Genomic DNA, 24028 nt, shown 5'->3' with positions numbered 1-24028 from the left:
GAAGCACACGGCCGACCTGTCGCTGCCCGCGATGTATCCGCTCCAGTGCTCGCACGTCCAGCATGGACGCGTCAGTTGCGGCGTGAATAGCCCGTAGCCTGGTTGTTCCGTATCCATTACAAATACCTGTATATTTATACAGTGTATCTGAGGGTGACAATTCCGGATACGGTGAAGCAGACCGGCCCGTGAGACAAAAAGGGGGCAGAGATGTGTACCAACTACTACGCACCGGGTGATGACCCAGGGCTCAACGAGCTCAAGATCGACAACTTCTACGATCTGTACCGCTGGACGCCGTGGAAGCCCGAGATCTACCAGGATTACGACGCGCCGATCGTCGGCTACGTTGACGGGCTGTTCAAGCCGCTGATCGCGGGATTCGGGTTCTGGCCGCGCGCGCTGCAGAAGGCCAATGCCGAGAAGGCGAAGGCGGCGGGCCGCAAGCCACCGCTGATGCGGAGCACGATGAACGTCCGCGACGACAACCTCGGAAAGTCGCCGCTGTACGGGCCGACGTGGCGCACCGGCAAGCGTTGCCTGATTCCGGCGCGCTTCATAGTCGAGCCGTCGTATCCGGATGCACGCCAAGAAGCGAACGGCGACTGGGTGCTCGGGCCGTGCGTGTGGCAACGAATCGGCGTGGTCGATCGCCCGACGATGTGTGTCGCCGGCATCTGGCGCACGCTCACGAACCAGGACGGCACCGAACACCACGTGATGTCCATGATCACGGTCAACGCCGACGGCCACCCGCTGATGTCGCGCATGCACAAGCCATTCGACGAAAAGCGCTCGGTCGTGATCCTGCGGCCAGACGATTGGGAAGAATGGTTGACGACGTCGAACGTCGAAGCAGCGCGCGCGATGCTGCAGCTCTACCCGGCCGACGAAATGACCGCCGAATCTGATCGGCCGGCAGAGTAGCTGACACTATCGACGCGTTGCGCCACGTCACTGCGCCGGCGGCACGTAGGGGCGGAAGCGCACAACCTCTTTCCCGATCCAGTCGTTCAGCTCCCGGAGCCGCGCTTTCAGCGGCTCGATCTCGAGGTCATTGAACACCCCGGCCGCCTTCTCCACGTCACCGAACCCGCCCGCGTTCGACGGAATGATTCCCATCAGTTGCGGCGGCACGCGGTGTGCCGCAAGCTGATCCTCGACCGTCACCTTCTTGATGTTCCAGAACTCGTCTTTCGCCGCGACCTCGCCGATCGGCAGGAGCTGGATGCCGTCCTTCTTCCCTTTCGGCGCGTACATGAACAGGTTCCGGAAATTGCCCGGCCCCTTCGCGTTCTTCAGCGCCGAGCGCAGGTTATCGACATCCTCCTGCTTCTCGGCCGCGTCGGTCATGTACAGGATGAAGCCCGCGTGGCTCCCGTTCTTGTAGTATCGCCGGCGAAACAGCGTCGCGCTTTCGTTCAGCCAGGTCGAGTTCAGCGCCGACAGGTATTCGGGTAGCCCGTAGATCTCCTGGTTCAGGTCCGGCTCGTACAGGTGATAGACCGAGCCCCTCGGGAACTCGTACGGCTCGCGCACGTTCGTGACGAACCAGTATTGATCCGGCTCGACGCCGACCCGTGTGTACTTCGCGAGCGACGACTTCAGCGCCATCGGCTTGCCGAGCTGGTTCGTGCGCCGCTCGAGGTAGCTGTTCGCGAAGACCAGGTACTCGAGCACGAACCGGCTGAAGTCCGCGCGCGGCAGCAGCGGATGCTCGATGTACGACTGCACGAGGATGTTGCGCTTCACGTAGATGGCAGAGCTGTGGTGTGGAGCGGCCCGAAACGAGCGCGCGAGGCCATCCAGAGGCAGGGGCGGCTCGTACCAATTTCCCATCCGCATGCACTCGACATATTCGAGCAGCTCGCGCCGGTCCATTACCTCGATCGGATCACCAAACGAGAACACCTCCGTGCGCGGCGCCGGTACGGATTCGGCGGCCTGCTCGGCACGGCCATGCGTTCGGCGCCCGGCGCCGCGTGGAATCTTGCGTGACATCAGAAAAGCTCCATAAATCCAGTATTGGTGCTCGTCGCGCCCTCGAGCGGCTCGTTCGCGAGCGCGTGCATGCACGCCCAGGCCAGGTCGCCGTGGCTTGCCTCTTCGGATCGGCTCGCCTTGTACGTGACCTGCAGCCCGCTGGGCGTGATCGTTTTCTTGATCGCCATGAACGCGGCGGCGAGATCCTTCCAGCCCGTGTCGAACTCGAGCCGGCCTTTGCGGATCACGTTCTGCGCCTTCATCACGAGCGCGGTCTTGATCTCGACCGAGTAGTGGAACGGCGTCGCGGCCGGGAAAAACTTCGTGACGAGCTGATAGACGCCCTGGCCGATCCCCGTCGTATCAATGCCGATGTAGGTCACGCGGTAGCGCAGGGTCAGCGCCTCGATCTGCGCTGCCTGCGCTTCGAAGTCGAGGCCGTGCCACTGGAACCGCTCGAGCACGCGGAACTTGCCGCCGGGACACTTCGGTGGCGCCAGGACCACGCAGCCCGCACTGTCGCCAGTGTGCGACGGGTCGTAACCGATCCACACCTCTTCATCGCCGAACGGGCGCATGTACAGCGGCTTGAAGTCGTCCCATACCTCCCACGTGTCGACCATGCACGTCTGCAACGTCGCGAGAGGAAAGACCGACAACGAATCGTCAATGAACTGGCACAGCAGCAGGTTCGCGTATTCGTCCGCGCTGTATTCGAGCTTCAGGCGCTCGAGGTCGAACAGGTTGCAGCCGCCGCGCACGGCGTCCTCGACGGTCACGATCTGTCGATACTGTCCGTCCGCGCACGCGCGGCCGGCCGCGAGCGCCGCGTTCGAAATGTCGATCGAAACGCGCTGATCCTTCGGTCGACCGCGGTTGAACAGCGCACCGGACCAGAATGGGTATGCGTCGTGCGCAAGGCTCGACGGCGTCGAGAAATACGTCTGCCGCCACTGCGAATGAATCGCCATGCCGGACGCAACCTTGCGCAGGTCCTGGAAGCGCGGAACCCAGAAGTACTCGTCGAAATACAGGTTGCCGTGATAGCTCTGTGCCGTGCGCGCATTGGTGCCGAGGAAGTACAACGTCGCACCGTTCGGAAGCACCATCGGATCGCCCTTCAGCTCGACGCCGACCGCGTCCTTCGCGAACTGGACGATGTACTGGCGGAATACGTGCGCCTGCGCCTTGCTGGCCGACAGGAAGATCTGATTGCGGCCCGTGTTCAGCGCATCGAGCAGCGCTTCGCGCGCGAAGTACCAGGTCGCGCCGATCTGCCGGCTCTTCAGGATGTTGCGAATCCGCTCTTTGAAGCCTGCCCGATACCAGGTGCGCTGATAGTCGAAGATCGATTCGAGGAACGCATCGTTCAGCTTCTCGATCTGCTCTTCGCTGAACGCGTTGCGGTCGTCCGAGCTGCGTGATCGGCGCGTGCCGCCCCCGCCCCCGGATTCGCTCACCTTTGCGTCGTTCGCTGGTCGCGACCGCAACCGGTCGAGCTGACGCGTCAGCAGGTCGATCTCCTTGAAGTCGCGCCCTTCCTTCGCCTCCTTCGTGACGAGCTTTATCAGTTGCGCCTCGATCGTCATGTTGACGCGCTCAACCGGCTCAGTCTCGTCCCATCCATCGCGCTTTTTCCAGCTGTAGAGCGTGGCCGGCTTCACGCCGAGCAGCTCGGCGATACGTGCGATGCGATATCCCTGCCAGTACAGGTCGCGTGCGCGTCGACGTGGATCAACGTCGGATGAATCGATGGGAAGTGCAGTCATGCAGCAAGGCTACCGACGCGCGCGCGTAGGCCCTACCGCGAGCGGTTGTATCGGTTGCGCGCACAACCAACATGCGTTGCGACTCCGGTTCGAACTGCCGAAACTGGAATCCCTGAACACAGCCCCCTCTCAGCGGATTCGCACATGGCACAGGACGCAAAGAAGACGAAGTTTTTCCGGATCGCGACCGAAGGCGCGACGACGGACGGCCGCACGATCGATCGCGCGATGCTCGAACAGATGGCGAGCAGCTACGACCCGAAAACGTACGGCGCACGCATCAACATGGAACACATTCGCGGCTACACCCCGGATAGCACGTTCCGCGCGTATGGCGACGTGATCGCGCTCAAGGCAGAAGAGCAGGACGGAAAAATGCGCCTGCTCGCGCAACTGTCGCCGACCAAAGACCTGGTCGCGCTGACCAACGAGCAGCGGCAGAAGGTCTACACGTCGATGGAAGTCGATCCCGATTTTGCCGGCACGGGAGAGGCGTACCTGGTCGGTCTCGCCGTCACCGACAACCCGGCAAGCCTCGGCACGGAAATGCTGCAGTTCAGTGCGAAACACAAAGCGTACGACGCACGGAAGCAGCGCCCGGAGAACCTTTTCAGCGCCGCCATCGAAGCCGACATCGCGATCGAAGACGAGGACGCACCGCCGCGCACCGGCGATGCCGGCAAGTCGCTGTTTTCGAAGGTACGCGATCTGCTGAATCGCAAGGGTGCGACCGACGACCAGCGCTTTTCCGACCTCTCGCAATCGGTCGTCGCGCTCGCGGAAAACCAGAGCCAGGTGCTCGAGCAGCTCGAGAAGTTCAACACGAACGTCGACGAGCTGAAGCGCGCGCAGCAGGAAAGCGACAAGCGCCACAGCGAGCTGGTCCAGAAGCTTTCGCGCACCGACAGCAGCTCGCAACAGCGGCCGACGTCGACGGGCAGCGACAACGGGGCGCAGACCGACTGCTAACCCGCCCTCATCCCATTTCCCCTAGACGGAGAACCCATGCGGAACACTACCCGCGAGCAGTACAACCGGTATCTGGCTCGCATCCAGGAACTGAACGGCATCAGCGATGCCACGAAGAAGTTTTCGGTCGTGCCGAGCGTGCAGCAAACGCTCGAAACCAAGATCCAGGAATCGAGCGCATTCCTCGGCCGGATCAACATCCACGGCGTCGAAGAAATGGAGGGCGAAAAGATCGGCCTCGGCGTATCCGGCCCGATCGCGAGCCGTACCGATACGACCAAGCGAGCGCGTGAAACGCGCGACGTCTCGGCACTCGACAATCAGAAGTACCGTTGCGAGAAGACGAACTACGACACGCACATCCGCTATCAGCAGCTCGACGCGTGGGCGAAATTCCCGGACTTCCAGGCGCGTCTGCGCGATTCCATCATCGTGCGTCAGGCACTCGATCGCATCATGATCGGCTGGAACGGCGTGAAGGTTGCGGACGATACCGATCTCGCCGCGAACCCGCTGCTGCAGGACGTGAACATTGGTTGGCTGCAGCAATACCGCAACAACGCGAAGCAACGCGTGTTCTCGGGCGTGAAGATCGGCAAGGGCGAAGAATTCAAGAATCTCGACGCTGTCGTTTCGCTCGCGCGCAACGAGTTCCTCGACCCGTGGTACGCCGAAGACCCGAACCTCGTCGTGATCTGCGGCCGCGAGCTGCTCCAGGACAAGTATTTCCCGCTGATCAACCAGGCGCAGCCGTCGACCGAAACGCTCGCAACCGACATCGTTGTATCGCAGAAGCGCGTCGGCAACCTGCCGGCCGTCAGCGTGCCGTACTTCCCGCCGCATGCGTTGATGGTCACGCGCCTGGACAACCTATCGATCTACTGGCAAACCAGCGCGCGCCGGCGCTCGCTGAAGGAAGTGCCCGAGCGCGATCGCATCGAGAACTATGAAAGCTCGAACGATGCGTACGTGATCGAGCAGTACGGCGCCGGCTGCGTGGTCGAGGGCATCCAGTTCGCCGACGCTGCCCCGGCCGCTCCGCAGGGTGGCGCATGACGAACCCGTTCCGCCAACACTTCCAGCGCACCATCGCGGCCACGGCCGCGCGCGGTACGCCGGCGAGTGTCGGCGGGCTGCGCGACGACTCGGCATATACGCTGATGCTCGCGCAGCTCGACGAACACCGCCGCGCGCTGAAGGCTGTCGAGTCGCTCGAGCGCAAGGCCGACCTGAAGCGGCAGTTCCTGCCTGCATACGACGCGTGGGTCGCGGGCGTGCTCGACGGCGCAGCCGGCGCCCAGGACGACGTGCTGATGACGATCATGGTCTGGCGCATCGACGTCGGCGATTACCAGGGCGCGCTCGAGATCGGCGCGTACGCGCTCCGGCACGCCCTCCCGCTGCCCGACCAGTACAAGCGCAGCACGCCGTGTCTGCTCGTCGAGGAATTCGCCGAGGCCGCGCTGCGCGCTCATCGCGCCGGCGACGCGATCCAGGTCGAACCGCTCGTCGAGATCGAGCAGCTCACGGCGACGGCCGACATGCCCGACGAAGTGCGCGCGAAGCTGAACAAGGCGATCGGCTACGGCCTCTCCGCTTCCGATCCCGCGCGTGCCCTCGAGCACCTACGCCGCGCGTTGCAGCTCTTCGCGAACGTGGGCGTGAAGAAAGACATCGAGCGGCTCGAGCGCGAGCTGAAGAACTCCGCCAACGGGGGCCAACCTGGCCCCGGTGGCTGACACCGAGCGTACCCCGCGCACCAGGCGGCACGGGGCCGTAGCCGGCACTGTCCGCGCGAAAGCCCCGTCCACCGCCTCACCCTCTCAACGTGACGAACCCGACCATGTCCTTTGTCTCGACCCCGCCGCTGCCGCGTGCGCCGGCGGATGCGGAACCCGCCAAGCCGATCAAGAACGACTCGTTCTATCCGGATGTGTCGCTCGAGCAAGCGCGCGACACGATGCGCCTCGACGGGTCGATCACCGACGCCCGTCTGCGGCACGAGCTGCTCGCCGCGATCGCCGAGGTCAACGACGAGCTGCGCAGCGCACGCGCGGCGTGGCGCGATGCTGGCATCACCCGCCTGGCCGACGCGCCGGCCGACCAGCTCGACGGCGAAAGCGTACGGCTGCAGCACTACCGGCGCGCGGTGTATTGCCTGGCGAAGGCGACGCTCATCGAGCGGTACCGCGACTACGACACGACAGGCGACGGCGCACGCCGCGCAGACGAGCTCGAGCCCCAGGGCGACGAGCTGCGCCGTGATGCTCGCTGGGCCATCAGCGACATCATCGGCCGCCCTCGCGTGACGGTGGAGCTGATCTGATGGAAGTACGGGCGCTCCAGGGCGAAACCATCGACGCGCTGTGCTGGCGCGTCCTCGGCCGCACGCGCGGCGTCGTCGAAGCGGTGCTCGACCTCAACCGGGACCTGGCGCAGTACGGCCCGATCCTGCCTCACGGGCTGCTCGTCGAGCTGCCCGACGAAGTACCGCAAGCGGCGCAATCCGGCGCCGAGCGGCTCCAGTTATGGGACTGAGAATGGCTGAACCTATTTCCACGTCGTCCGCGACGGTCGCGGCGCTCGGCGTCGCAACGCTGTCGCTGTTTCCCGGTGTCGACGCCAACGTCGTCATGGGCGCGTTCGCCGGCTCGCTGCTGTTCGTGATGACGGCCGCCGACCCGTCGATTCCGAAACGCATCGCGTTCTTCGTGATCTCGTTCGTCGCCGGGTGCCTCACGGCCGAGCTGTTCGCCGCCGCGCTCGACGCGGTGCTCCCGGCCCGCGTCGAGGTGCACGCCGGCATCGGCGCGCTGATCGCATCCGCGCTCGTCGTGAAACTGCTGCTGTGGCTGATCGCCCAGGCCGACGCGCCCGATCGGCTGCTGAACGTGTTCAAGGGGAGGGAAAAGTAATGCTCACGACCGTCTACGTGCTGCTGTGCGCGGCACTCGCGCTGCGCCTCGTGACCTTCCGCCGTGGCACGAGCGCCCACCGGCCGCTCGCGGCATGCCTGGCGTACACGATCGCGGTCGCCGCCGGCGCCGCGCCGATCCGCGCCGCGTTCGGCATGCTGCCGCCGGCGAATCTTGCCGACACGGTGCTGGTCGGCGTCCTGTGCCTCGCCGTGTACGGTGTTCGCGGCAACGTCGTCGAGCTGTTCCACCGTGGCAACCCGCGCGACTCCCTGATCGCGCGCGTGCTGCAATTCAAGGTATGGGGGCGCCATGTATAAGACCCTGCGCCTCGGCGACCGCGGCGCCGACGTCAGCTACCTGCAGCGCCAGCTCATCGCAGCCGGCGCGCGCCTCAACACCGACGCAATCTACGGCAGCGCAACCCGTAACGCCGTGGTGGCGTTCCAGGCCACGCACGGGCTGGTCGCAGACGGCATCGCCGGCCCGAAGACCTGGTCGACGCTCGCGGCCGGCCGGCGCGATCCGCGCCACCTCACCGACGCCGACCTGCAGCGCGCGGCTGATCGGCTGCAGGTCGATATCGCGGCCGTGCGTGCCGTCAATGAGGTGGAATCGAAAGGCGCCGGGTTCCTGCCTGACGGCCGGCCCGTGATCCTGTACGAGCGGCACATCATGTATCGCCAGCTCGCGGCGGCCGGCCTGGACGCGGACGCGCTGGCGGCGAAATATCCAGCCCTGGTCAACTCGAAGCCCGGCGGCTATGCCGGCGACGCGGCGGAACATGCGCGCCTGGCGAGCGCGTCGCAAATCTCGGCCGCATGCGCGCTCGAGGCGACGAGCTGGGGCGCGTTTCAAATCATGGGCTTCCACTGGAAGGCGCTCGGCTATCCAGACGTGTTCGCGTTCGTCGAGGCGATGAAGGTCAGCGAGGCCGAGCAGCTCGAGGCATTCGTCCGCTTCGTCCTGGCGGACAAGGTGATGCTCGCCGCATTGCGCGGTAAGAAGTGGGCGAAGTTCGCCGAGCTGTACAACGGCAAGGCTTACGCAGAGAACCTGTACGACGTGAAGCTCGAACGGGCCTTCGATCGCTACAGCCGGGCGGCCGCGTGACGACCGGCGCCCGTATCTCCGTTGCCGGCGCAATCGCGCTCGCCGCAGCTGCCGTCGTCATCGCGATCCAGCATGCGCGCCTGGTCGACGCCGGCCAGCGCGTCGACGATCTCGCGCGCGACGTGCGCGATCGGACGGCCGAGCGCGACGCGGCACGCCGCGACGTGAAGGTCGTCACGCAGTACGTCGACCGTGTCCAGGTCGTCCGCGAGAAGGGCGACACCATCATCAAGGAGGTTCCCGTCTATGTGGATCGCGAAGCGGATCGCGCCTGCGTTGTTCCTGTTGGGTTTGTGCGCGTGCACGACGGCGCCGCCGCCAACGTGCCGGTGGGAGATCCCGGAAGCGCTGATGCGGCCCCCTCGGGCATTGCACTCTCTGCCGTCGCCGCAACCGTCGCCGGCAACTACACCACCTGCCACGAAAACGCAGAGCAACTGATCGCGCTGCAGGCCCGAGTGCGCGACACGGGGGAACCGGCGCCATGAAGAAACCCGATAGCCTGCGCGCGGCGCTCACTGCCGCCCTGCCCGAGTTCGCGCGCGATCCCGATCGGCTGCACGTCTTCATCGAACACGGGTCGATCGCCGTCACCGCTGCGAAGTCGCTGTCGTTTGAATATGCGTACACGCTCGACATCGTCGTAACGGATTACGCCGGCGACGCGGATCACCTCATGGTGCCGATCATCGCCTGGCTGAAGATCCACCAGCCCGAGCTGCTGCTCAACCGCGACCTCTGCCGCGACGGGTTCAAGTTCCAGGCCGAGCTGCTCGACAACGGCAAATCGGACGTCGAGATCCTGCTGAAGCTGACCGAGCGTGTGGGTGTGGTGGAACGGCCGGACGGCTACGAGATTCGCCACTTCGGCGAGCCGCCGATCGCGGGGACCTGATGGTCGATCGACTGTCCCGCGCCGAGGATTGGGCGTCCGGCCTGCTCGGCCAGCTCACGGCCGCGCAGCGCGCGGTCCTGGCGAAGGGGCTGGCTGTCGAGCTGCGCCGGCGCCATTCGCGGCGCATCGCCGAAGCCCGCAACCCGGACGGCAGCCGGTACGCGCCGCGCAAGCCGCAGGCTCGGCGCAAGAAGGGCCGCATCCGGCGCGCGATGTTCGCGAAGCTGCGCACAGCACGCTTCCTCAAGACCGCGTCGACCGCCGACGCGTCGGTGCTGCATTTCACGCGCCAGGTCGAACGCATCGCGCGCGTCCATCAGGAGGGCCTGCGCGATCGCGTCGAGCCCACCGGGCCGGTTGTCCAGTATCCCGTCCGCGAGCTGCTGGGCCTGGCCGACGCGGACGTCGACCACATCGCGGACCTCGTCCTCGATTTCTTGTCTCGGTAACTCGATCGACCTGCTTGCTGGCTCCAAGGACTTGTACGGCCGCGGCCGGCACGCCAGAATAGGGTTCCCATAACAAGGAGGCCATCGTGTCAATAATCGATCCAGACGAGGTTGCCCGCACGGATCAGCGCCTATCCAACGGTAGGTATCTGAACACTGCTGTTGAGTTCTTTAAGACCGAGGTGATTCGCATTCTGACCCAGGAACAAAATCGGTTGTCTGGCACGTATGCGAGAGCGAACGCCGAACACCGCACGGTCGACATAGTGACGCCACATGGTGATGTCGTGTTGTCTTGCGAATATGGCCGCCTTACTGACAAGCTCGCAGCACGTCTCTATTTCACTGCCGTCCGCTGGGAGCTGGACAAGCGCGTGGTCATCGAAGAACTCTTGTCCGTTGTCGTCAATGCTGACTCTTACATCGTGAGGATCGATAAAGCCATACAGCTTCATAAAATCGGCGCCGGCGCGACGCACAATAGGATCGTCGAAGAAATCGTTATGCTCATGCTCTCAAAGCTACAGAAGAGCCTGCCGGAATATCAGTAACGCACCTCCAGATAGCTGTCACGAGCCCGCCAATCGATCGCTTGGCGGGCTTTTTCGTTGTGCAACGATCCGCCACAACCATATTCGCGTGATCGTCTCCCGCGCGCGCGGCATCCTTGCCGCATGGATGATTTTGCTGACCTGAACCGCCGTATCGAGAGCCTGCTTCGCGAAGGCACCGTGATCGAAGTAGATCACGATGCCCGCCGTGTACGCGTGGAATCCGGTGGCCTGCAAACCGACTGGATTCGCTGGCTCGCGCAGCGCACCGGCGACAGCATCACGTGGGACCCGCCGTCCGAGGGCGAGCCTGGGCTGCTGTTCTGTCCGTCCGGCGAACCGACGACGGGCCTCTTTCTCCCGGGCGTGTATTGCGACGGCCACGACTCGTCCAGCTCGAGCCCGACGCAACACGTGCGCGTCTACCGCGACGGCGCACGCGTCCAGTACGACTTCGCCGCGCACGCGCTCACCGCCACGCTTCCGGCCGGCGCCACCGTCCAGGTCATCGCGCCCGGCAGCGTCACGGTCGAAACCAAAACCGCAACAGTCAAGGCGAAATCCGTCACGCTCGACGCCGACGATACGACCGTGACGGGCTCGCTACTCGTGAAGGGACCGCTCACGTTCGAATCGGGCGCGACCGGCAAGGGCGGGGGCGGCGCCGGCGGGGGCGGCCCCGTGATCGAGATTCAGGGCAGTGCGCACTTCACGGGCACCGTGACGGCTGATGTCGACGTGAAGTCGCGAGGCGTCAGCCTTGTAGAGCATCCGCACCAGGCGCAGGGCGAATTCGCCAAGACTTCGAAGCCGATCGCAGGTGGCGCATGAACGGTATGAACGCACGCAGCGGCCGCGCGATCGCCGGCCAGGTCCACATCGAGCAGTCCGTCGCGGACATCCTTTTTACGCCGTTCGGCACGCGAGTGATGCGCCGTGAGTACGGTTCACTGCTGCCCGAGCTGATCGACGGCCCGGTCAATCCCCTGATGCGCATGCGCGTCATGGCGGCGTCCGTGATGGCGCTGGCCCGATGGGAGCCGCGCATCCAGGTCAACCAGGTGGATTTCGGCAGCACGGGCATCGACGGCGGCGCCGTGCTCGAGCTGCAAGGCGAGCGCACGGACGGCCCGCGCGCGGGCACCGCTTTCTCCATGCGCCTGCCGGCGACGAACGGGCGAGGTGCTGCATGAGAACGACGCCGATCGATCTGTCGCAGCTCCCGGCACCGGACATCGTCGACGAACTCGACTATGAAACGATCCTGGCCGAGAAGAAAGCCCGCTTGGTCTCCCTGTACCCGAAGGAACAGCAGGACGAGATCGCGGCCACGCTCGAGCTCGAATCGGAGCCGATGGTGAAGCTGCTGCAGGAAGGCGCGTACGAAAAAATGCTGCTGCTCGCGCTCATGAACGAGAAGGCGCGCGGCATCCTGCTCGCGTACGCGAAGCGCAGCACGCTCGAGCACATCGGTGCCCTCTTCGACGTCGACCGTCTGCTGATCTCGCCTGGCGATCCCGACCAGGGCATCGATCCTGTCTACGAAGACGACGACAGCCTGCGCGAGCGCATCCAGCTCGCGCCGCGCGGTTTCTCAGTCGCTGGCCCCGACGACGCGTACGTGTTCCATGCGCGCGCCGCTGACGGGCGCGTGAAGGCGGCGACCGCATATAGCCCGTCGCCGTGCGTGATGATCGTCACGGTTCTGTCGCGCGAAGGCGACGGCACCGCGAGCCAGGAACTGATCGACATCGTCAAGAAGGCGCTCGAGAAGAAGCGGCCGCAGGCCGATGAGGTCATCGTGCAGAGCGCGAAGATCGTGCCCTACGCGATCCGCGCGACGCTCCGCTTCTTCAACGGCCCGGACCGCGCCGTCGCGCTTGCGGAAGCGAAGAAGAAGACGCTGCTGTTCGCCGAATCGATGCACCGGCCGGGTTCCGAGGTCACGAAGGACGGCCTGTACGCGTCCATGCGCGTTGCCGGCGTCCAGAAGGTGCTGCTCGACACGCCGGCCGAAGGCGTGCCGATCGCGATCGACCAGGCGCCGTACTGCACGGGTATCGAGCTGACGGACGGTGGGGTGGCCGATGACTAAGCCGGCCCTCTCCCTGCTGCCGCCGAACGCGACCGTACTCGAGCGGCGTCTGGCCGAAGCCAACGCGGACGTGCTCGACATCCCGGTCGAGATCGACACGCTGATGGATCCGGATCGTATCCCGCTGCGCTTCCTGCCCTGGCTCGCCTGGCACATGGGCGTCGATACCTGGCGCGACGAATGGCCCGAGCAGGTAAAGCGCGCACGCGTGAAATCCGCGATCCGGATCGCCCGCAAAAAGGGCACGGCAGACGCGGTGCGCGACGTGTGCGCGTCGTTCGGCGCGAACGTGGTGATGCGTGAGTGGTTCGAGAAAACGCCGCGAGGCGTGCCAGGCACGTTCGAGATCGTGATGACGGTAGGCGGGCGTGACGGCGTGCCGGCCACCGCGCAGTACGTCAACGACATCCGCGCCGAGGTCGATCGTGCGAAGCGCGGCACCGCCCACTACACCTTCACGCAGGGCTTCAGCATGCACGGCGCGATCGGCATTGCATGCGGCGTGCGCGCGGCCGTCTATCGCCGCCTCTCTCTCACGGACTAACGAACATGGCTGGAAACCTCATCTACATCACGGACGCCGGCCGCGCCGCACTGGTAGCGCCCGGCAACACCGGAACCACCGCACGCCAGGTCACGCAAATCGGCCTCGCCACGGCATCCTTCGCGTTCAAGCCGGACATGACCGCGATGCCGAGCGAATTGAAGCGCATCACCACCTTCGGCGGCGATACCGTTGCGAAGGACACGATTCACATCGTGATCCAGGACGACAGCGCGGACCAGTACAAGCTGTTCGGTTTCGGGCTGTACCTGGACAACGGCGTGCTGTTCGGCGTCTACGTGCAGAACGACCCGATCCTCGAAAAGGCGCCGGCCTCGATGCTGCTGTTGGCCGCGGATACCGTGTTCGCCTCGATCGACGTGACGAAGCTCGTGTTCGGCTCGACATCATTCCTCAATCCGCCGGCGACCACCGAGCGCCAGGGCGTTGTCGAGCTGGCGACGCAGGCCGAAGTCGACGCCGGTGCGGATAGCGTGCGCGCCGTGACGCCGAAGACCGCCGCCGCACGATATGCGCCGCTCGTACGCCCGCAGCTCACCGGCCCCGTCAGCATCACGTCGACGTCGACGGACCAGGACGCGCAGCTCACCGTCGCGGCGGCCTCGGGCGCCCTCAATCGCGGGGCGAAGCTCCGTTTCCTCGGCACGTTCGCGGCCGGCACGGCGGACACCAATGCACGCTACGTCGCCTCGATTCGCGCCGGCTACGACGGCGGCACGTGGGGCCGTGAGTACCTGGACTTCTGGATTAACCGCGCCGCGAATGACGCGAACAACGACACCAATCAGGTGCGCGCGTTGCGAATCACATACGGCGGCCGGACCGTCGTCGGCAATCGCGAAGATGACGGAAAGACCGCGTTCCAGGTCGGCGGCGACGGCGCGTTCGCGGGCGGCATTTCGTCGTCCGGGCTCGACGCTGGCGGCGCCAATATCCGGCTGCGGAATGGTCGCGATGTGCTGCTGCGCAATGACGGCTCGAACTTCTATGTGCTGCTGACCAACAACAGCGATGCTGGCGCATCGTGGAACGGGTATCGGCCGTTCACGATCAACGTCGTCACGGGCGCCGTAATGCTGGACGACACGGGGGCCGGGACGTACGTCGGCGGGCAATTGGCCGTCAAGGGCTTGCTCAACGTCAGCAATGGCCCGAATGAATCACGCATGCAGATCGGCCCGAGCGGCGGCTACTTCTTCGGGACCAGCAACGCTGCCGGGTTCTATCTCCCGTCCACTGGCGCGATGTTCGCATTCGATTTCGCGAAAAAGAATCTGACCGTCGTCGGCAACGAAGTGTGGAACGCGGGCAATTTGCCGAACCCGGCGCAAACGAGCGGCATCACGATGTCGGGGCAGATTCTGGCCGCCGAAGGCACCGTGACGCGACCCGGCTATTCATTCGTGAACGACGGCGCACCGGACACTGGCTTTTTCCACATCGCGGATGGCGTGTTTGCCGTTACGAACAACGGCCGGGAAACGATGCGCTTCCTCGCTAGCGAGCCGAACCGCGTCCTAGTTGGCACGACCGTCGATGACGGGCACATGTTCCAGATTGCCGGCAACGCGAGCACGCGCGGCCTGCATCGGTTCGGCGAGGGAAAGACAACCGCGTGGGCGAACAGCGGCAGTGAATGGGGCTTCTTCCGCTCGAACGGACACGTCTCGGTCGGTAGTGAAGGCCCGACCGGTACGCTGCAACTGTTCGCGGGAAATTCGGAGGCCGCGCGGTTTTATCCGGGTGGTCGGATGACGTTAGGCGGAACCGCCGACGACGGCTCGAACACGGCCCAGATAGCAGGGAGCGTGCGCGCCGGGAACTACTTCATCAACGATCAGAGCGTTGGCTCGTCGGGCCTTATCGGCATGTACAAGGGGGCCAACGGGCCGAACATCGGTTTCTACGGAAGCTCCACGATCGGCGCGGGCGCGCTCACGATCAGCGCGGGCGGGACGGAGCGAGCGCGGGTCACGGCAAACGGTAAGTTTGTCGTCGGCCAGACTGGCGACGACGGCAGCAGCGCATTGATTCAGTCGAACGGTCCGATCAAGGCGGCAAGTAGTGTTGGCGCATTGGTCGCATCCAATGGCAGCGGCGCAGGGCAAACGTCGATCATCCTGCGCCGCGAAGGCGGTGCAACGGACCAGAGGCAATGGGAGCTATTGCACGACGCCGGGGGCGGCTTTGGCATCCGCACTGTGAACGATGCTTACTCCGCTTCGCAGAACGTGCTCACCGTTTCGCGCAGTGCGGGCTACGCGGCGGGGAACATGTATCTGATGCCGAACGGCGGACGCGTGCTGATTGGTGGCGCGGCCGACGATGGTTCGATCCTCAACGCCGAAGGGCTCGTGCGCGGGCGTGGATACGCTGTGGACGGTGGGTCGTCGTGGGCGACCATCTATTTCAAGAACGGCACCAAGACGCGCTTCGCGATCGGCAAGACGGATACCGACGACTTCGCGATGACCGCGTGGGCCGACGACGGCACCACTCAGTCCAAGGTACTGGACATCGCTCGCGGCACCCAAGTTGTTTCGCTGGCAAAGCGCCCGAAATGGGCGGGCGGCCTGACCCCGTATGACACGGGCAACTTCGACCCGAACACGAAGGTGAACAAGTCGGGCGAAATGATGACCGGCGACCTCGGCATCAAACAGCCGAACAACACGGATGCACGCGGCCTTATCCTCGCACGCGCAGATGGCACCGGACAGGCTTGGCTTCACGGCACGATGAACGGCAACTATTCGGCATGGGCGACCATGAAACCGGATGGAAACTGGCAGTCGAATGTCATCGTTGTCTACAACGACGACAACCGCGTCCATTTCAACTCGAATATCCATGTCACGGCGCTTTCGCGCTTCTACAACCGCCCCACCCTGAACCGTGACGGTTGGCAGGCGGACATCGGCCTGCGTAATAACCGGCCCGGCTTCGACTCGTGGACGTACCTGCGCGCACGCGATAACGGCGGGATGGAAATCATCAACAGCGCGTACAACGCAGTCACGTGGGCCGTCGACGACTGGGGAACGATGTTCATGCGCGGCCAGCAGATTCTCAATACTGATGGGAACCTGTACCTCTCGTGGCGTGGCGTGTGGCTGTCCGATCAACTGGCCGCCATCGACAACGCACTCGGCAGTAAAGCCAACGCCGGCACTGGCGTCGTGCGCACCGATTTCTTCGAGATCGGGTACATCGACGTCAACACCGCAAACATCGAAGTTACCGCCCCCGACAACGCTGTTATCACGGGATTGGTTTCACAAGGAGGCACGCGGCGTATCTATGTCCGCTGCTCACGTTTGAGGATCTGAAAATGAATCGCTTTGAATGGACTCACGATTTGATGGTCCGCACGCTTGAAACGATGTATCCAGGCAAGAAACACGGACCCGACTTCATCGTCGGCGTGCCGGTCGGCCCGAATGGAAAGCAAGCGGGCAACCCGCTGATCATGCAATGGAAGGGCGCGGACCCCGAGCCGAAGTACGCCGACGTGTATGGCGCCTTCAAAGCACAGGAGCGGTCGATTCGAGAAGCGGATGCTCGTTCCTTGCGCGACGACATTTTGCGGAATACGGACCAGTTCGCGCATGCGCCCCCGGATGCGCCCGACGCGGTCCGGGCGAAGGCGGAAGCCTGGATCGCATATCGCGAAGCCCTGCGCGCACTCCCCGAGCAGCCGGGATTCCCGTTCGATATCGACTGGCCGCTGTCCCCCGCTTAAACGACGTTACCAACCCCTTCTCCAAGGAAATTGAAATGGCAATCAAGAAAAGTGTTGTTCTCGCATCGACCGGCGCAACGGCCGGCTACCACGTAATCGGTAACGTCACGCTCGATGTATTGGGCGGTACCACGGTTGCGTCGATCAACAGCTATGTGTCGGAAGAAACGTATAAGGCGGGCAAGCAGCCGCTGCAGCTGTCGTCGACCATTGCCGTCGAAGGCGTACCGGAAGAGAACGAAGGGGCGGTGCCGTACATTCACCGACGCCTCGTCGAAGCGAAACCGGATGACGAGCAGCCGGCCGGCGATCGACCGACAACGATGTACAACGCGCTCGACCGCTACATGCTGGCTGGTGGCGAGATCGTCGCGTAAGGCGACATAGGAAGGAAAGGACGCGGCGACGTGCGCGATGCAGGAACATCGCGCACGCCCCGCACCAGCAGAGCAGACCTGCAGGATTGGCCAGGGCCGCGACACCTCTCGAGAGGCGCCGGCATCCTAGCACAGGCAGGAATCACCCCATGCAGGACATCCGATGCGGTAGCTGTAACCGCAAGCTCGGCGCCGGCGAATACGTCCGGCTCACCATCAAATGCCCGCGTTGCGGCGCAATGAATATTCTGAGGGCCGAGAGCCCCTTACCCGCAGGCCACCGAGCCTCCGATACAAGGGAATCGCCCCATGCAACACACTCTCTCCGCTGAACTGATCAACCGCGTGCACCAGGCCGACGCCCTGAGCGTCATGCGTGCGCTGCCCGACGCGTGCGTCGACCTGGTCTTCACCGATCCGCCCTACTCGTCCGGCGGCACGACGAGCGCTTCTCGCAGCCAGGCGCCGTCGAGCAAGTACATCGGCGGCGATGTGAAGACTGTCTACCCCGAGTTCCAGCACGACAGCAAGGACCAGCGCTCCTGGACGTTCTGGTGCATGACCTGGCTTGGGGAGGCATACCGCGTCTGCCGCAACGAAGCGCACCTCGCCTGCTTCGTCGACTGGCGCCAGTTGCCGAGCCTGACCGACGCGATCCAGGCCGCCGGCTTCACCTGGCGCGGCGTCGCCGTATGGGACAAGACCAGCGGCCGCACGCGGCCGCGCATGGGCGGCTTCGCGCAGCAGACAGAGTTCCTGGTCTGGGCGACCAAGGGTGCCGTCCGCCGCGCCGACGTGTATCTGCCCGGCGTGTTCTCCGAGCGCCTCACGCATCCGAAGCGCCATATGACCGAGAAGCCCGCGCAGCTCGCGCGCGACGTCGTGCGTCTGGCGCCGGCCGGGGGCGTCGTCCTGGACCCGTTCGCCGGGTCCGGCACGTTCCTCGCCGCAGCGAAGGAGGCCGGCTTGAACTGGGTCGGTTGCGAGCTCGAGCCGACCTATCACCAGGTCGCGACCGCGCGCCTCGCCGAGCTGGACGTGCTGCCCGTCGCCGCGTAGCGACACCCTGCAGCGGCTTCGGTTGTGCGCTGCCGCTGTACAACCTCCCGCGCGTGATCTCCGCGCGCGCGGAAGGCAATCTTTCGGAAGGCTCACTTCCGGGAGAAAAGCTTGCCTTCTGATTACCACCACGGCGTACGCGTCATTGAAATCAATGACGGTACGCGCCCCATCCGCACGGTCAGCACAGCCGTGATCGGCCTGGTCAGTACCGGCGACGATGCCGACGCTGCCATGTTCCCCGAAAACCGCGCCGTCCTCATCACGGACGTGCGAGCCGCGATCGGCCGCGCTGGCACGAAGGGCACGCTCGCGCGTTCGCTCGACGCGATCGCTGCGCAGACCTCGCCGCTGATCGTCGCCGTGCGCGTGCCGACCGGCAAAGACGCGGATGCAACGACCAGCAACGTGATCGGCACGACGACCGCGGACGGCCAATACACCGGCATCAAGGCGCTGCTCGCTGCGCATACCCGGCTGGGCGTCAAACCGCGCGTGCTCGGCTGTCCGGGCCTCGACACTCTGCCGGTCGCGACCGAGCTGGCGACGGTCGCTCAACAGTTGCGCGGCTTCGCATACGTCAACGCCTTCGGTGCGAAAACGAAAGAAGAGGCCGTCGCCTACCGCGCGAATTTCGGTCAGCGCGAGCTGATGACGATCTGGCCGGACTTCGTGAACTGGAACACCACGACCAACGCCGAGGACATCACCTGGGCGACGGCGCGGGCGCTCGGCATGCGCGCAAAGATCGACGAGGAGACGGGCTGGCACAAGACGATCTCGAACGTCGTCGTCAACGGCGTCACCGGCATCAGCCGCGACGTGTTCTGGGATCTTCAGGACCCGAACACCGACGCCGGCTACCTGAACAGCCACGACGTCACCACGATCGTGAACGCGAATGGTTACCGTCTGTGGGGATCGCGCACCTGTTCCGAGGACAAGCTGTGGGCGTTCGAGAACTATGTGCGCAGCGCCCAGGTGATCGCCGACACGATGGCCGAGGCGCACCTGTGGGCGGTCGACCAGCCGATGAGCCGCACGCTGATCCGCGACATCGTCGATGGCGTGAACGCGAAGTTCCGCGCGTGGAAGACCGCCGGCTACCTGATCGACGGCGAGTGCTGGTTCGATCCGGCCGCCAACGAGAAGGATTCGCTCAAGGCCGGGCAGGGCTTCCTCGATTACGACTTCTGCCCGACCCCGCCGCTCGAGAACCTGACGTTCCGCCAGCGCATCACGGATCGCTACCTGCTCAAGTTCGCGGAAAGCATCGCCGTTTGACGGCCCGCCACTCACCATAGGAAAACGCAATGGCTCTGCCATCCAAACTCAAGAATTTCAACGTGTTCGAGGACGGCGTCTCGTTCGTCGGCGAAGTGCCCGAAGTCCAGTTGCCGAAGCTGTCGCGCAAGATGGAGGCGTATCGCGGGGGCGGCATGAACGCCGAGGTCGACATCGACCTCGGCATGGAGAAGCTCGAGCTGGGCCTCACGATGGGCGGCTTCATGAAGGAGATGTTCAAGACGTGGGGCACGTCGAAGATCGACGGCGTGACGGTGCGTTTTGCCGGCTCGTATCAACGCGACGACACCGAAGAGGTCGATGCGGTCGAAGTGTACGTGCGCGGCCGCTACAAGGAAATCGACCCTGGCAAGGCCAAGGCCGGCGACAACGCCGACCAGACCGGCACCATGTCGCTGTCGTATTACCGCCTCGTCGTCAACGGCGAAACCCTGATCGAAATCGACATTCCCAACTTCGTCGAGATCGTCGGCGGCGTCGATCGCCTCGCCCAGCAGCGCCGCGCGCTCGGCCTGTAACCCGCACCCCTCTATCCCTCCAGGAAACACACCATGCAATCGAAGCAATCCGCCGTCATCACGCTCGACACGCCGATCCGGCGCGGCGAGCAAGAAATCACCGCCATCACGCTGACCAAGCCGCATTCCGGCGCGCTGCGCGGCGTCGCCCTGACTGACCTGTTGCAGCTCGACGTCATCGCGCTGTCGAAGGTGCTGCCGCGCATCAGCAATCCGACGCTGACCGACCAGGATGTGCAGCGCATGGACCCGGCCGACCTGCTGCAGCTCGGCACCGAGGTGGCTGGTTTTTTGCTGCCGAACTCGTCGAAGGTGGACGTCTCCCTCGAGGCGTCGACGACGTAATGGCAGACATCGCGCTCGTGTTCCATTGGTCGCCCGATGTAATGGACGCCATGCCCCTGCCTGACCTGATGGCCTGGCGCGAGCGCGCGCGTGAACGCCATGATCAAGGTGACGCATGAGCGACCGTTCCCTGCGGCTCGAGGTTGTTCTCAAGGCGCTTGACCAGGCAAGCCGTCCGATCCGCGAGATCGCCGGCCGAAATCGCACGCTCGCGAAGGACCTTCGGGACACGCGCGCGCGGCTCAAGGAACTCAACGACACGCAACGGCGCATCGGCGAGTTCCGCGAGATGCGCACGGGACTCGCCAACACCGCGACGAAGCTCGCCGATGCGCAGAAGAAGGTTAAGGAACTCGCGGCGTCACTGCGCGCGTACGGGCCGCCATCGCAACAAATGGTTGCCGAGCTGGCGAAGGCGCGGCAAGCCTCGTCGAAGCTCGGCGCCGCGTTTAAGAAGCAATCCGCCAGTGTCGACGAGCTGCGCACGCGGCTGACCCGCGCCGGCGTCGACACGGGCAGGCTCTCGCAGCACGAGCGCACGCTACGCACCGACATCGCCGCAACGACAGGCGCGATCGACGCCCAATCGCGCCGGCTCGACGCGCTGAACACCCGGCAGAAACACATCGCGGACGCGCGCGCCAAGATGGGCGCCATGCGCGGCGCAGCGGCAGAAATGGCGATCGGCGGATACGCCGCGCGTGCGACGGGCTCGCACATCCTCAATGATCTGCGCGAGCCGCTCGCCGAGGCGAAGAAGGTGCAGAACGAGCGCGGCCGCATCCAAGGGCTCGGACTGGGCGACCATGCGACGCAGGATGCCGAGCGCTACGTGCGCGCGATGAAATCGCCGGGCGTGGCGATTGCCGAAAACATGACACTGATGCGCGACGCGATGTCCATCTTCGCGGACGAGCATCACGCGCAGATGGTGATGCCGACGCTCGCGAAGATGAAGTTCGCGAACGAGGCGATGTTCGGTGCCGGCCAGGGGCACGAGAACGAAGAAAAGTTCATGAACATGCTGAAGGTGATCGAGCTGCGCGGCGGCACGAAAAGCGAGGCAGCGTTCAAGGGCGAAGCGAACATGGTCCAGCAGGTGCTGACCGCCACGGGCGGCCGCGTCGGCGGCGACGAGTGGCGCAACTTCATCCAGACCGGCAAGGTCGCGGCGAAGCAGATGCGCCAGGACGCGTTCTACTACCAGATGGAACCGCTGATCCAGGAAATGGGCGGGCATGCGGCCGGCACTGGCGTGCAAGCCGCGTACAGCAACCTGATGCAGGGCAAGACGACGGTGCGTGCCGCGAAGCGTCTGGTCGAGCTGGGCCTGGTCGATAAGAAGTCGGTCGAATACAACACGATCGGCAACGTGAAGCGCATCAAGCCCGGCGCGTTGATCCAGGGCGACCTCTTCAACGCATCGCCGTTCGAGTGGTTGGAGAAAGTGCTGCTGCCGAAGCTGAAGGCCAAGGGCATCACGTCCGACGCGAAGATCCTGGAGGAATTCTCCACGATCATGACGAATGGCAACGGCGCGAACCTGTTCGCCACGATGTACATGCAGCGCGAGCAGATTCACAAGAATGAAAAGCTGAACCGTGGCGCGTACGGCATCGACAAGCTGCACGAGCTGGCGCAGAAGCAAACCGAAGGGAAGGAGCTGATCGCTCTCGAGAAGGTGCGCAACCTGCGCACCGTCATCGGCGAGCAGGTGCTGCCCGTGTACAACCGCGCGCTCGAGCTGACGACGAGCGTGCTCGAGCGGCTGCTCGACTTCGCGAAGGAGTACCCGAATTTCACGCGCGCCGTCGCGATCGGCGCCGCCGGCCTGGGCGTGCTGCTCGCCGTCCTCGGCACGCTGACGATCGCGCTGGCTGCCGTTCTCGGGCCGATGGCGATCGTGCGCTTCAGCATGTCGATGCTCGGCATTCAGGGCGGCGCCTTTGTGCGCGCCCTCGGTGCCAGCGCTGGCGCGCTGCGTGGCATTTCCCGCGCGGCGGCCGGCGCAGCCGCCGGCGTCACGGCCGCCGGCAAGGGCACGCAGTCCGCAGCCGGGCGCATCCGCACTGCGCTGTCGAGCGCATGGCAGGCGTCGTCGCCTCGAGCAGCCGCGTCGTCCCTCCGCACCTATCTCGCGTCGCTCGCGCAGCGCGTGCCGGCCGCGTGCCAGGCCGCGAAGGCGTCGATCCAGCAATGGGGCGTGTCGGCCGCGACCGCGATGAAGGATGGCGCCGGCGCCGCGCGGCAGTACACCGTCCAGGTGTGGCGGGCCGTTGCCGCCCAGGCGGCCGCGAAGCGTGCAGCAGCGGCGTCGCGCTGGACGACGGCGCGCCAGTACGTCGCTCGGCGCGGCGCGTCCGGCATGGCCGTCAACGCGGCGCGCGGCGGCCTCGATCTGGTCAAGGGCGGCACGATGGGCGCGATCAACGGCGTGCGCGCGGCGCTCGGCGGCCTCGCGCAGACGCTGCTGTTCGTCGGCCGCGCCGCGCTGATGAATCCGATCGGACTGGTGATCGCCGGCATCGCGCTCGCCGCGCTCCTGGTCATCAAGTATTGGGAGCCGATCAAGGCGTTTTTCTCGGGCTTCTGGCAGGGGCTGACCGAGGGCCTGCGCCCGCTCGCGCCGATCTTCAGCGGCGTGCTCGCGACGCTCGGCGCGGCGTTCGCGCCTCTGAAGCCCGTGTTCGACTGGCTGGTCGGTGCCGTAAAGAGCGCGTGGGACTGGATCACGCGCCTGTTGGGTCCGGTCGACGCCAGCAAGAAAAGCCTCGACGCGGCGGCCAGCGCCGGCAAGGGGTTCGGCGCGTGGCTCGCGGATATCGTCGTTGTCGCGGCGCAGGCTGCTGCGCGCTTCGTGGACTTCGGCGCGAACCTGATGTCCGGCTTGGTCAACGGCATCAAAAGCGGCTTGGGCTCGGTGAAGGATGCGATCGAGTCGGCCGGTGGCAGCGTGATCGGCTGGTTCAAGGAAAAGCTCGGCATCCATTCGCCGAGCCGCGTGTTCGCCGCGCTCGGTGGCTTCACGATGGCCGGCCTCGAGCAGGGCCTGCGCGAGGGCCAGGACGGGCCGCTGTCGACCGTGCTGGAAGTCGGCAAGCGGATCGTTGCCGCCGGCGCCGGCATTGGCATCACGGGCGCGGCGATCGCCGGCGGCGCCCCGCTCACGGTCGACAACCGCCCGCCGCTCACGGTTGCGTCGGTCGCCGCCCGCGCGCCGGCCACGCCGGCGCCGATCACGATCAACGTGTACGCGGCGCCTGGCATGGACGCGCATGCAATCGCGCAGGAAGTTCGCCAGGTGCTGCGCCAGGAACAGGCCGCGCAGGGCGCGCGCGAGCGCTCGCGACTGCGCGATCGGGATTGAAGGAGAGGTTC

The 24028-nt window shown here is 65.1% G+C and carries 29 protein-coding genes; 27 read left to right on the top strand and 2 right to left on the bottom strand.

The annotated features are described in order from the left end of the window. Window positions 1-210 precede the first annotated feature (210 nt). Entirely contained in the window at window positions 211-927 is a 717-nt protein-coding gene (locus WJ12_RS24705) for an SOS response-associated peptidase family protein (protein WP_069245908.1), read from the top strand. A gap of 27 nt (window positions 928-954) precedes the next feature. Here WJ12_RS24705 and WJ12_RS24700 read toward each other — a convergent pair whose 3' ends face one another. After that, window positions 955-2001 carry a phage portal protein gene (locus tag WJ12_RS24700; RefSeq protein ID WP_069245907.1) on the bottom strand — a complete coding sequence of 349 codons (1047 nt, stop codon included), beginning with the start codon at window positions 1999-2001 and terminating at the stop codon, window positions 955-957. Beyond that, window positions 2001-3752 (bottom strand): terminase large subunit domain-containing protein, encoded by a 1752-nt coding sequence (locus WJ12_RS24695; protein WP_069245906.1) that lies wholly within the window; start codon window positions 3750-3752, stop codon window positions 2001-2003. The genes WJ12_RS24700 and WJ12_RS24695 overlap by 1 nt, the downstream gene beginning before the upstream one ends. Before the next feature lie 144 nt (window positions 3753-3896). Here WJ12_RS24695 and WJ12_RS24690 point away from each other — a divergent pair, with 144 nt between their 5' ends. From WJ12_RS24690 to WJ12_RS24575, 26 genes are all read left to right on the top strand, one after another. Beyond that, window positions 3897-4721 carry a GPO family capsid scaffolding protein gene (locus tag WJ12_RS24690; RefSeq protein WP_069245905.1) on the top strand — a complete coding sequence of 275 codons (825 nt, stop codon included), beginning with the start codon at window positions 3897-3899 and terminating at the stop codon, window positions 4719-4721. A 36-nt stretch (window positions 4722-4757) separates the two neighbouring features. Continuing rightward, window positions 4758-5777 carry a phage major capsid protein, P2 family gene (locus WJ12_RS24685; RefSeq protein WP_017922499.1) on the top strand — a complete coding sequence of 340 codons (1020 nt, stop codon included), beginning with the start codon at window positions 4758-4760 and terminating at the stop codon, window positions 5775-5777. Further along, entirely contained in the window at window positions 5774-6460 is a 687-nt protein-coding gene (locus tag WJ12_RS24680) for a phage terminase small subunit (protein WP_069245904.1), read from the top strand. The genes WJ12_RS24685 and WJ12_RS24680 overlap by 4 nt, the downstream gene beginning before the upstream one ends. 104 nt (window positions 6461-6564) lie before the next feature. Beyond that, entirely contained in the window at window positions 6565-7047 is a 483-nt protein-coding gene (locus tag WJ12_RS24675; RefSeq protein WP_069245903.1) for a head completion/stabilization protein, read from the top strand. Continuing rightward, window positions 7047-7259, top strand: a complete 213-nt coding sequence (locus WJ12_RS24670) for a tail protein X (protein WP_012327677.1) — start codon at window positions 7047-7049, stop codon at window positions 7257-7259. The genes WJ12_RS24675 and WJ12_RS24670 overlap by 1 nt, the downstream gene beginning before the upstream one ends. A 2-nt stretch (window positions 7260-7261) precedes the next feature. Beyond that, a complete protein-coding gene (locus WJ12_RS24665) occupies window positions 7262-7636 on the top strand; it encodes a putative holin (protein WP_012327676.1) in 375 nt (124 codons plus the stop codon). Next, entirely contained in the window at window positions 7636-7956 is a 321-nt protein-coding gene (locus WJ12_RS24660) for a phage holin family protein (RefSeq protein ID WP_027809292.1), read from the top strand. Before WJ12_RS24665 ends, WJ12_RS24660 begins: the two co-directional genes overlap by 1 nt. Further along, entirely contained in the window at window positions 7949-8749 is an 801-nt protein-coding gene (locus tag WJ12_RS24655) for an N-acetylmuramidase domain-containing protein (protein ID WP_069245902.1), read from the top strand. Before WJ12_RS24660 ends, WJ12_RS24655 begins: the two co-directional genes overlap by 8 nt. Beyond that, complete coding sequence (locus tag WJ12_RS24650) at window positions 8746-9237, top strand: hypothetical protein (RefSeq protein ID WP_069245901.1); 492 nt, start codon at window positions 8746-8748, stop codon at window positions 9235-9237. Before WJ12_RS24655 ends, WJ12_RS24650 begins: the two co-directional genes overlap by 4 nt. Next, the gene (locus WJ12_RS24645; protein WP_069245900.1) at window positions 9234-9644 is read left to right on the top strand and encodes a phage tail protein; all 411 of its coding nucleotides are present in this window, start codon (window positions 9234-9236) and stop codon (window positions 9642-9644) included. Before WJ12_RS24650 ends, WJ12_RS24645 begins: the two co-directional genes overlap by 4 nt. Continuing rightward, window positions 9644-10093, top strand: a complete 450-nt coding sequence (locus tag WJ12_RS24640) for a phage virion morphogenesis protein (protein ID WP_069245899.1) — start codon at window positions 9644-9646, stop codon at window positions 10091-10093. The genes WJ12_RS24645 and WJ12_RS24640 overlap by 1 nt, the downstream gene beginning before the upstream one ends. 86 nt (window positions 10094-10179) lie before the next feature. Further along, window positions 10180-10644 carry a hypothetical protein gene (locus tag WJ12_RS24635; RefSeq protein WP_069245898.1) on the top strand — a complete coding sequence of 155 codons (465 nt, stop codon included), beginning with the start codon at window positions 10180-10182 and terminating at the stop codon, window positions 10642-10644. 123 nt (window positions 10645-10767) lie between these two features. Further along, window positions 10768-11475 carry a phage baseplate assembly protein V gene (locus tag WJ12_RS24630; RefSeq protein ID WP_069245897.1) on the top strand — a complete coding sequence of 236 codons (708 nt, stop codon included), beginning with the start codon at window positions 10768-10770 and terminating at the stop codon, window positions 11473-11475. Next, window positions 11472-11837, top strand: coding sequence for a GPW/gp25 family protein (locus WJ12_RS24625; RefSeq protein ID WP_069245896.1), 366 nt, complete (start codon window positions 11472-11474; stop codon window positions 11835-11837). The genes WJ12_RS24630 and WJ12_RS24625 overlap by 4 nt, the downstream gene beginning before the upstream one ends. Then, on the top strand, window positions 11834-12739 hold the full coding sequence (locus WJ12_RS24620) for a baseplate J/gp47 family protein (RefSeq protein ID WP_069245895.1): 906 nt from the start codon (window positions 11834-11836) through the stop codon (window positions 12737-12739). Before WJ12_RS24625 ends, WJ12_RS24620 begins: the two co-directional genes overlap by 4 nt. Then, the gene (locus WJ12_RS24615) at window positions 12732-13283 is read left to right on the top strand and encodes a phage tail protein I (RefSeq protein ID WP_069245894.1); all 552 of its coding nucleotides are present in this window, start codon (window positions 12732-12734) and stop codon (window positions 13281-13283) included. The genes WJ12_RS24620 and WJ12_RS24615 overlap by 8 nt, the downstream gene beginning before the upstream one ends. 5 nt (window positions 13284-13288) lie before the next feature. Then, window positions 13289-16633: a phage tail fiber protein gene (locus WJ12_RS36910; RefSeq protein ID WP_069245893.1), complete on the top strand. Its 3345-nt coding sequence runs from the start codon at window positions 13289-13291 to the stop codon at window positions 16631-16633. Window positions 16634-16635: 2 nt separating this feature from the next. Next, a complete protein-coding gene (locus WJ12_RS24605; RefSeq protein ID WP_083262754.1) occupies window positions 16636-17046 on the top strand; it encodes a phage tail assembly chaperone in 411 nt (136 codons plus the stop codon). Between the two features lie 35 nt (window positions 17047-17081). Continuing rightward, complete coding sequence (locus WJ12_RS24600) at window positions 17082-17423, top strand: hypothetical protein (protein ID WP_069245891.1); 342 nt, start codon at window positions 17082-17084, stop codon at window positions 17421-17423. 149 nt (window positions 17424-17572) lie between these two features. Further along, window positions 17573-17755, top strand: a complete 183-nt coding sequence (locus WJ12_RS35235; protein ID WP_082160890.1) for a Com family DNA-binding transcriptional regulator — start codon at window positions 17573-17575, stop codon at window positions 17753-17755. Continuing rightward, on the top strand, window positions 17733-18482 hold the full coding sequence (locus tag WJ12_RS24595; protein ID WP_069245890.1) for a DNA-methyltransferase: 750 nt from the start codon (window positions 17733-17735) through the stop codon (window positions 18480-18482). The genes WJ12_RS35235 and WJ12_RS24595 overlap by 23 nt, the downstream gene beginning before the upstream one ends. 111 nt (window positions 18483-18593) lie before the next feature. Beyond that, window positions 18594-19766 carry a phage tail sheath protein gene (locus tag WJ12_RS24590; RefSeq protein ID WP_069245889.1) on the top strand — a complete coding sequence of 391 codons (1173 nt, stop codon included), beginning with the start codon at window positions 18594-18596 and terminating at the stop codon, window positions 19764-19766. 29 nt (window positions 19767-19795) lie between these two features. Beyond that, complete coding sequence (locus WJ12_RS24585) at window positions 19796-20305, top strand: phage major tail tube protein (RefSeq protein WP_017922484.1); 510 nt, start codon at window positions 19796-19798, stop codon at window positions 20303-20305. Between the two features lie 33 nt (window positions 20306-20338). Beyond that, window positions 20339-20650, top strand: coding sequence for a phage tail assembly protein (locus WJ12_RS24580; protein ID WP_069245888.1), 312 nt, complete (start codon window positions 20339-20341; stop codon window positions 20648-20650). Continuing rightward, window positions 20650-20769 (top strand): GpE family phage tail protein, encoded by a 120-nt coding sequence (locus WJ12_RS35230; protein ID WP_017922482.1) that lies wholly within the window; start codon window positions 20650-20652, stop codon window positions 20767-20769. The genes WJ12_RS24580 and WJ12_RS35230 overlap by 1 nt, the downstream gene beginning before the upstream one ends. Next, complete coding sequence (locus WJ12_RS24575) at window positions 20766-24017, top strand: phage tail tape measure protein (protein WP_069245887.1); 3252 nt, start codon at window positions 20766-20768, stop codon at window positions 24015-24017. Before WJ12_RS35230 ends, WJ12_RS24575 begins: the two co-directional genes overlap by 4 nt. Window positions 24018-24028 lie beyond the last annotated feature (11 nt).

The sequence above is a fragment of the Burkholderia seminalis genome (assembly GCF_001718535.1).
Taxonomy (GTDB): Bacteria; Pseudomonadota; Gammaproteobacteria; order Burkholderiales; family Burkholderiaceae; genus Burkholderia; species Burkholderia seminalis.
Note: the sequence above shows the minus strand (reverse complement) of the source record. Positions and strands in the feature narration are given on the sequence as shown.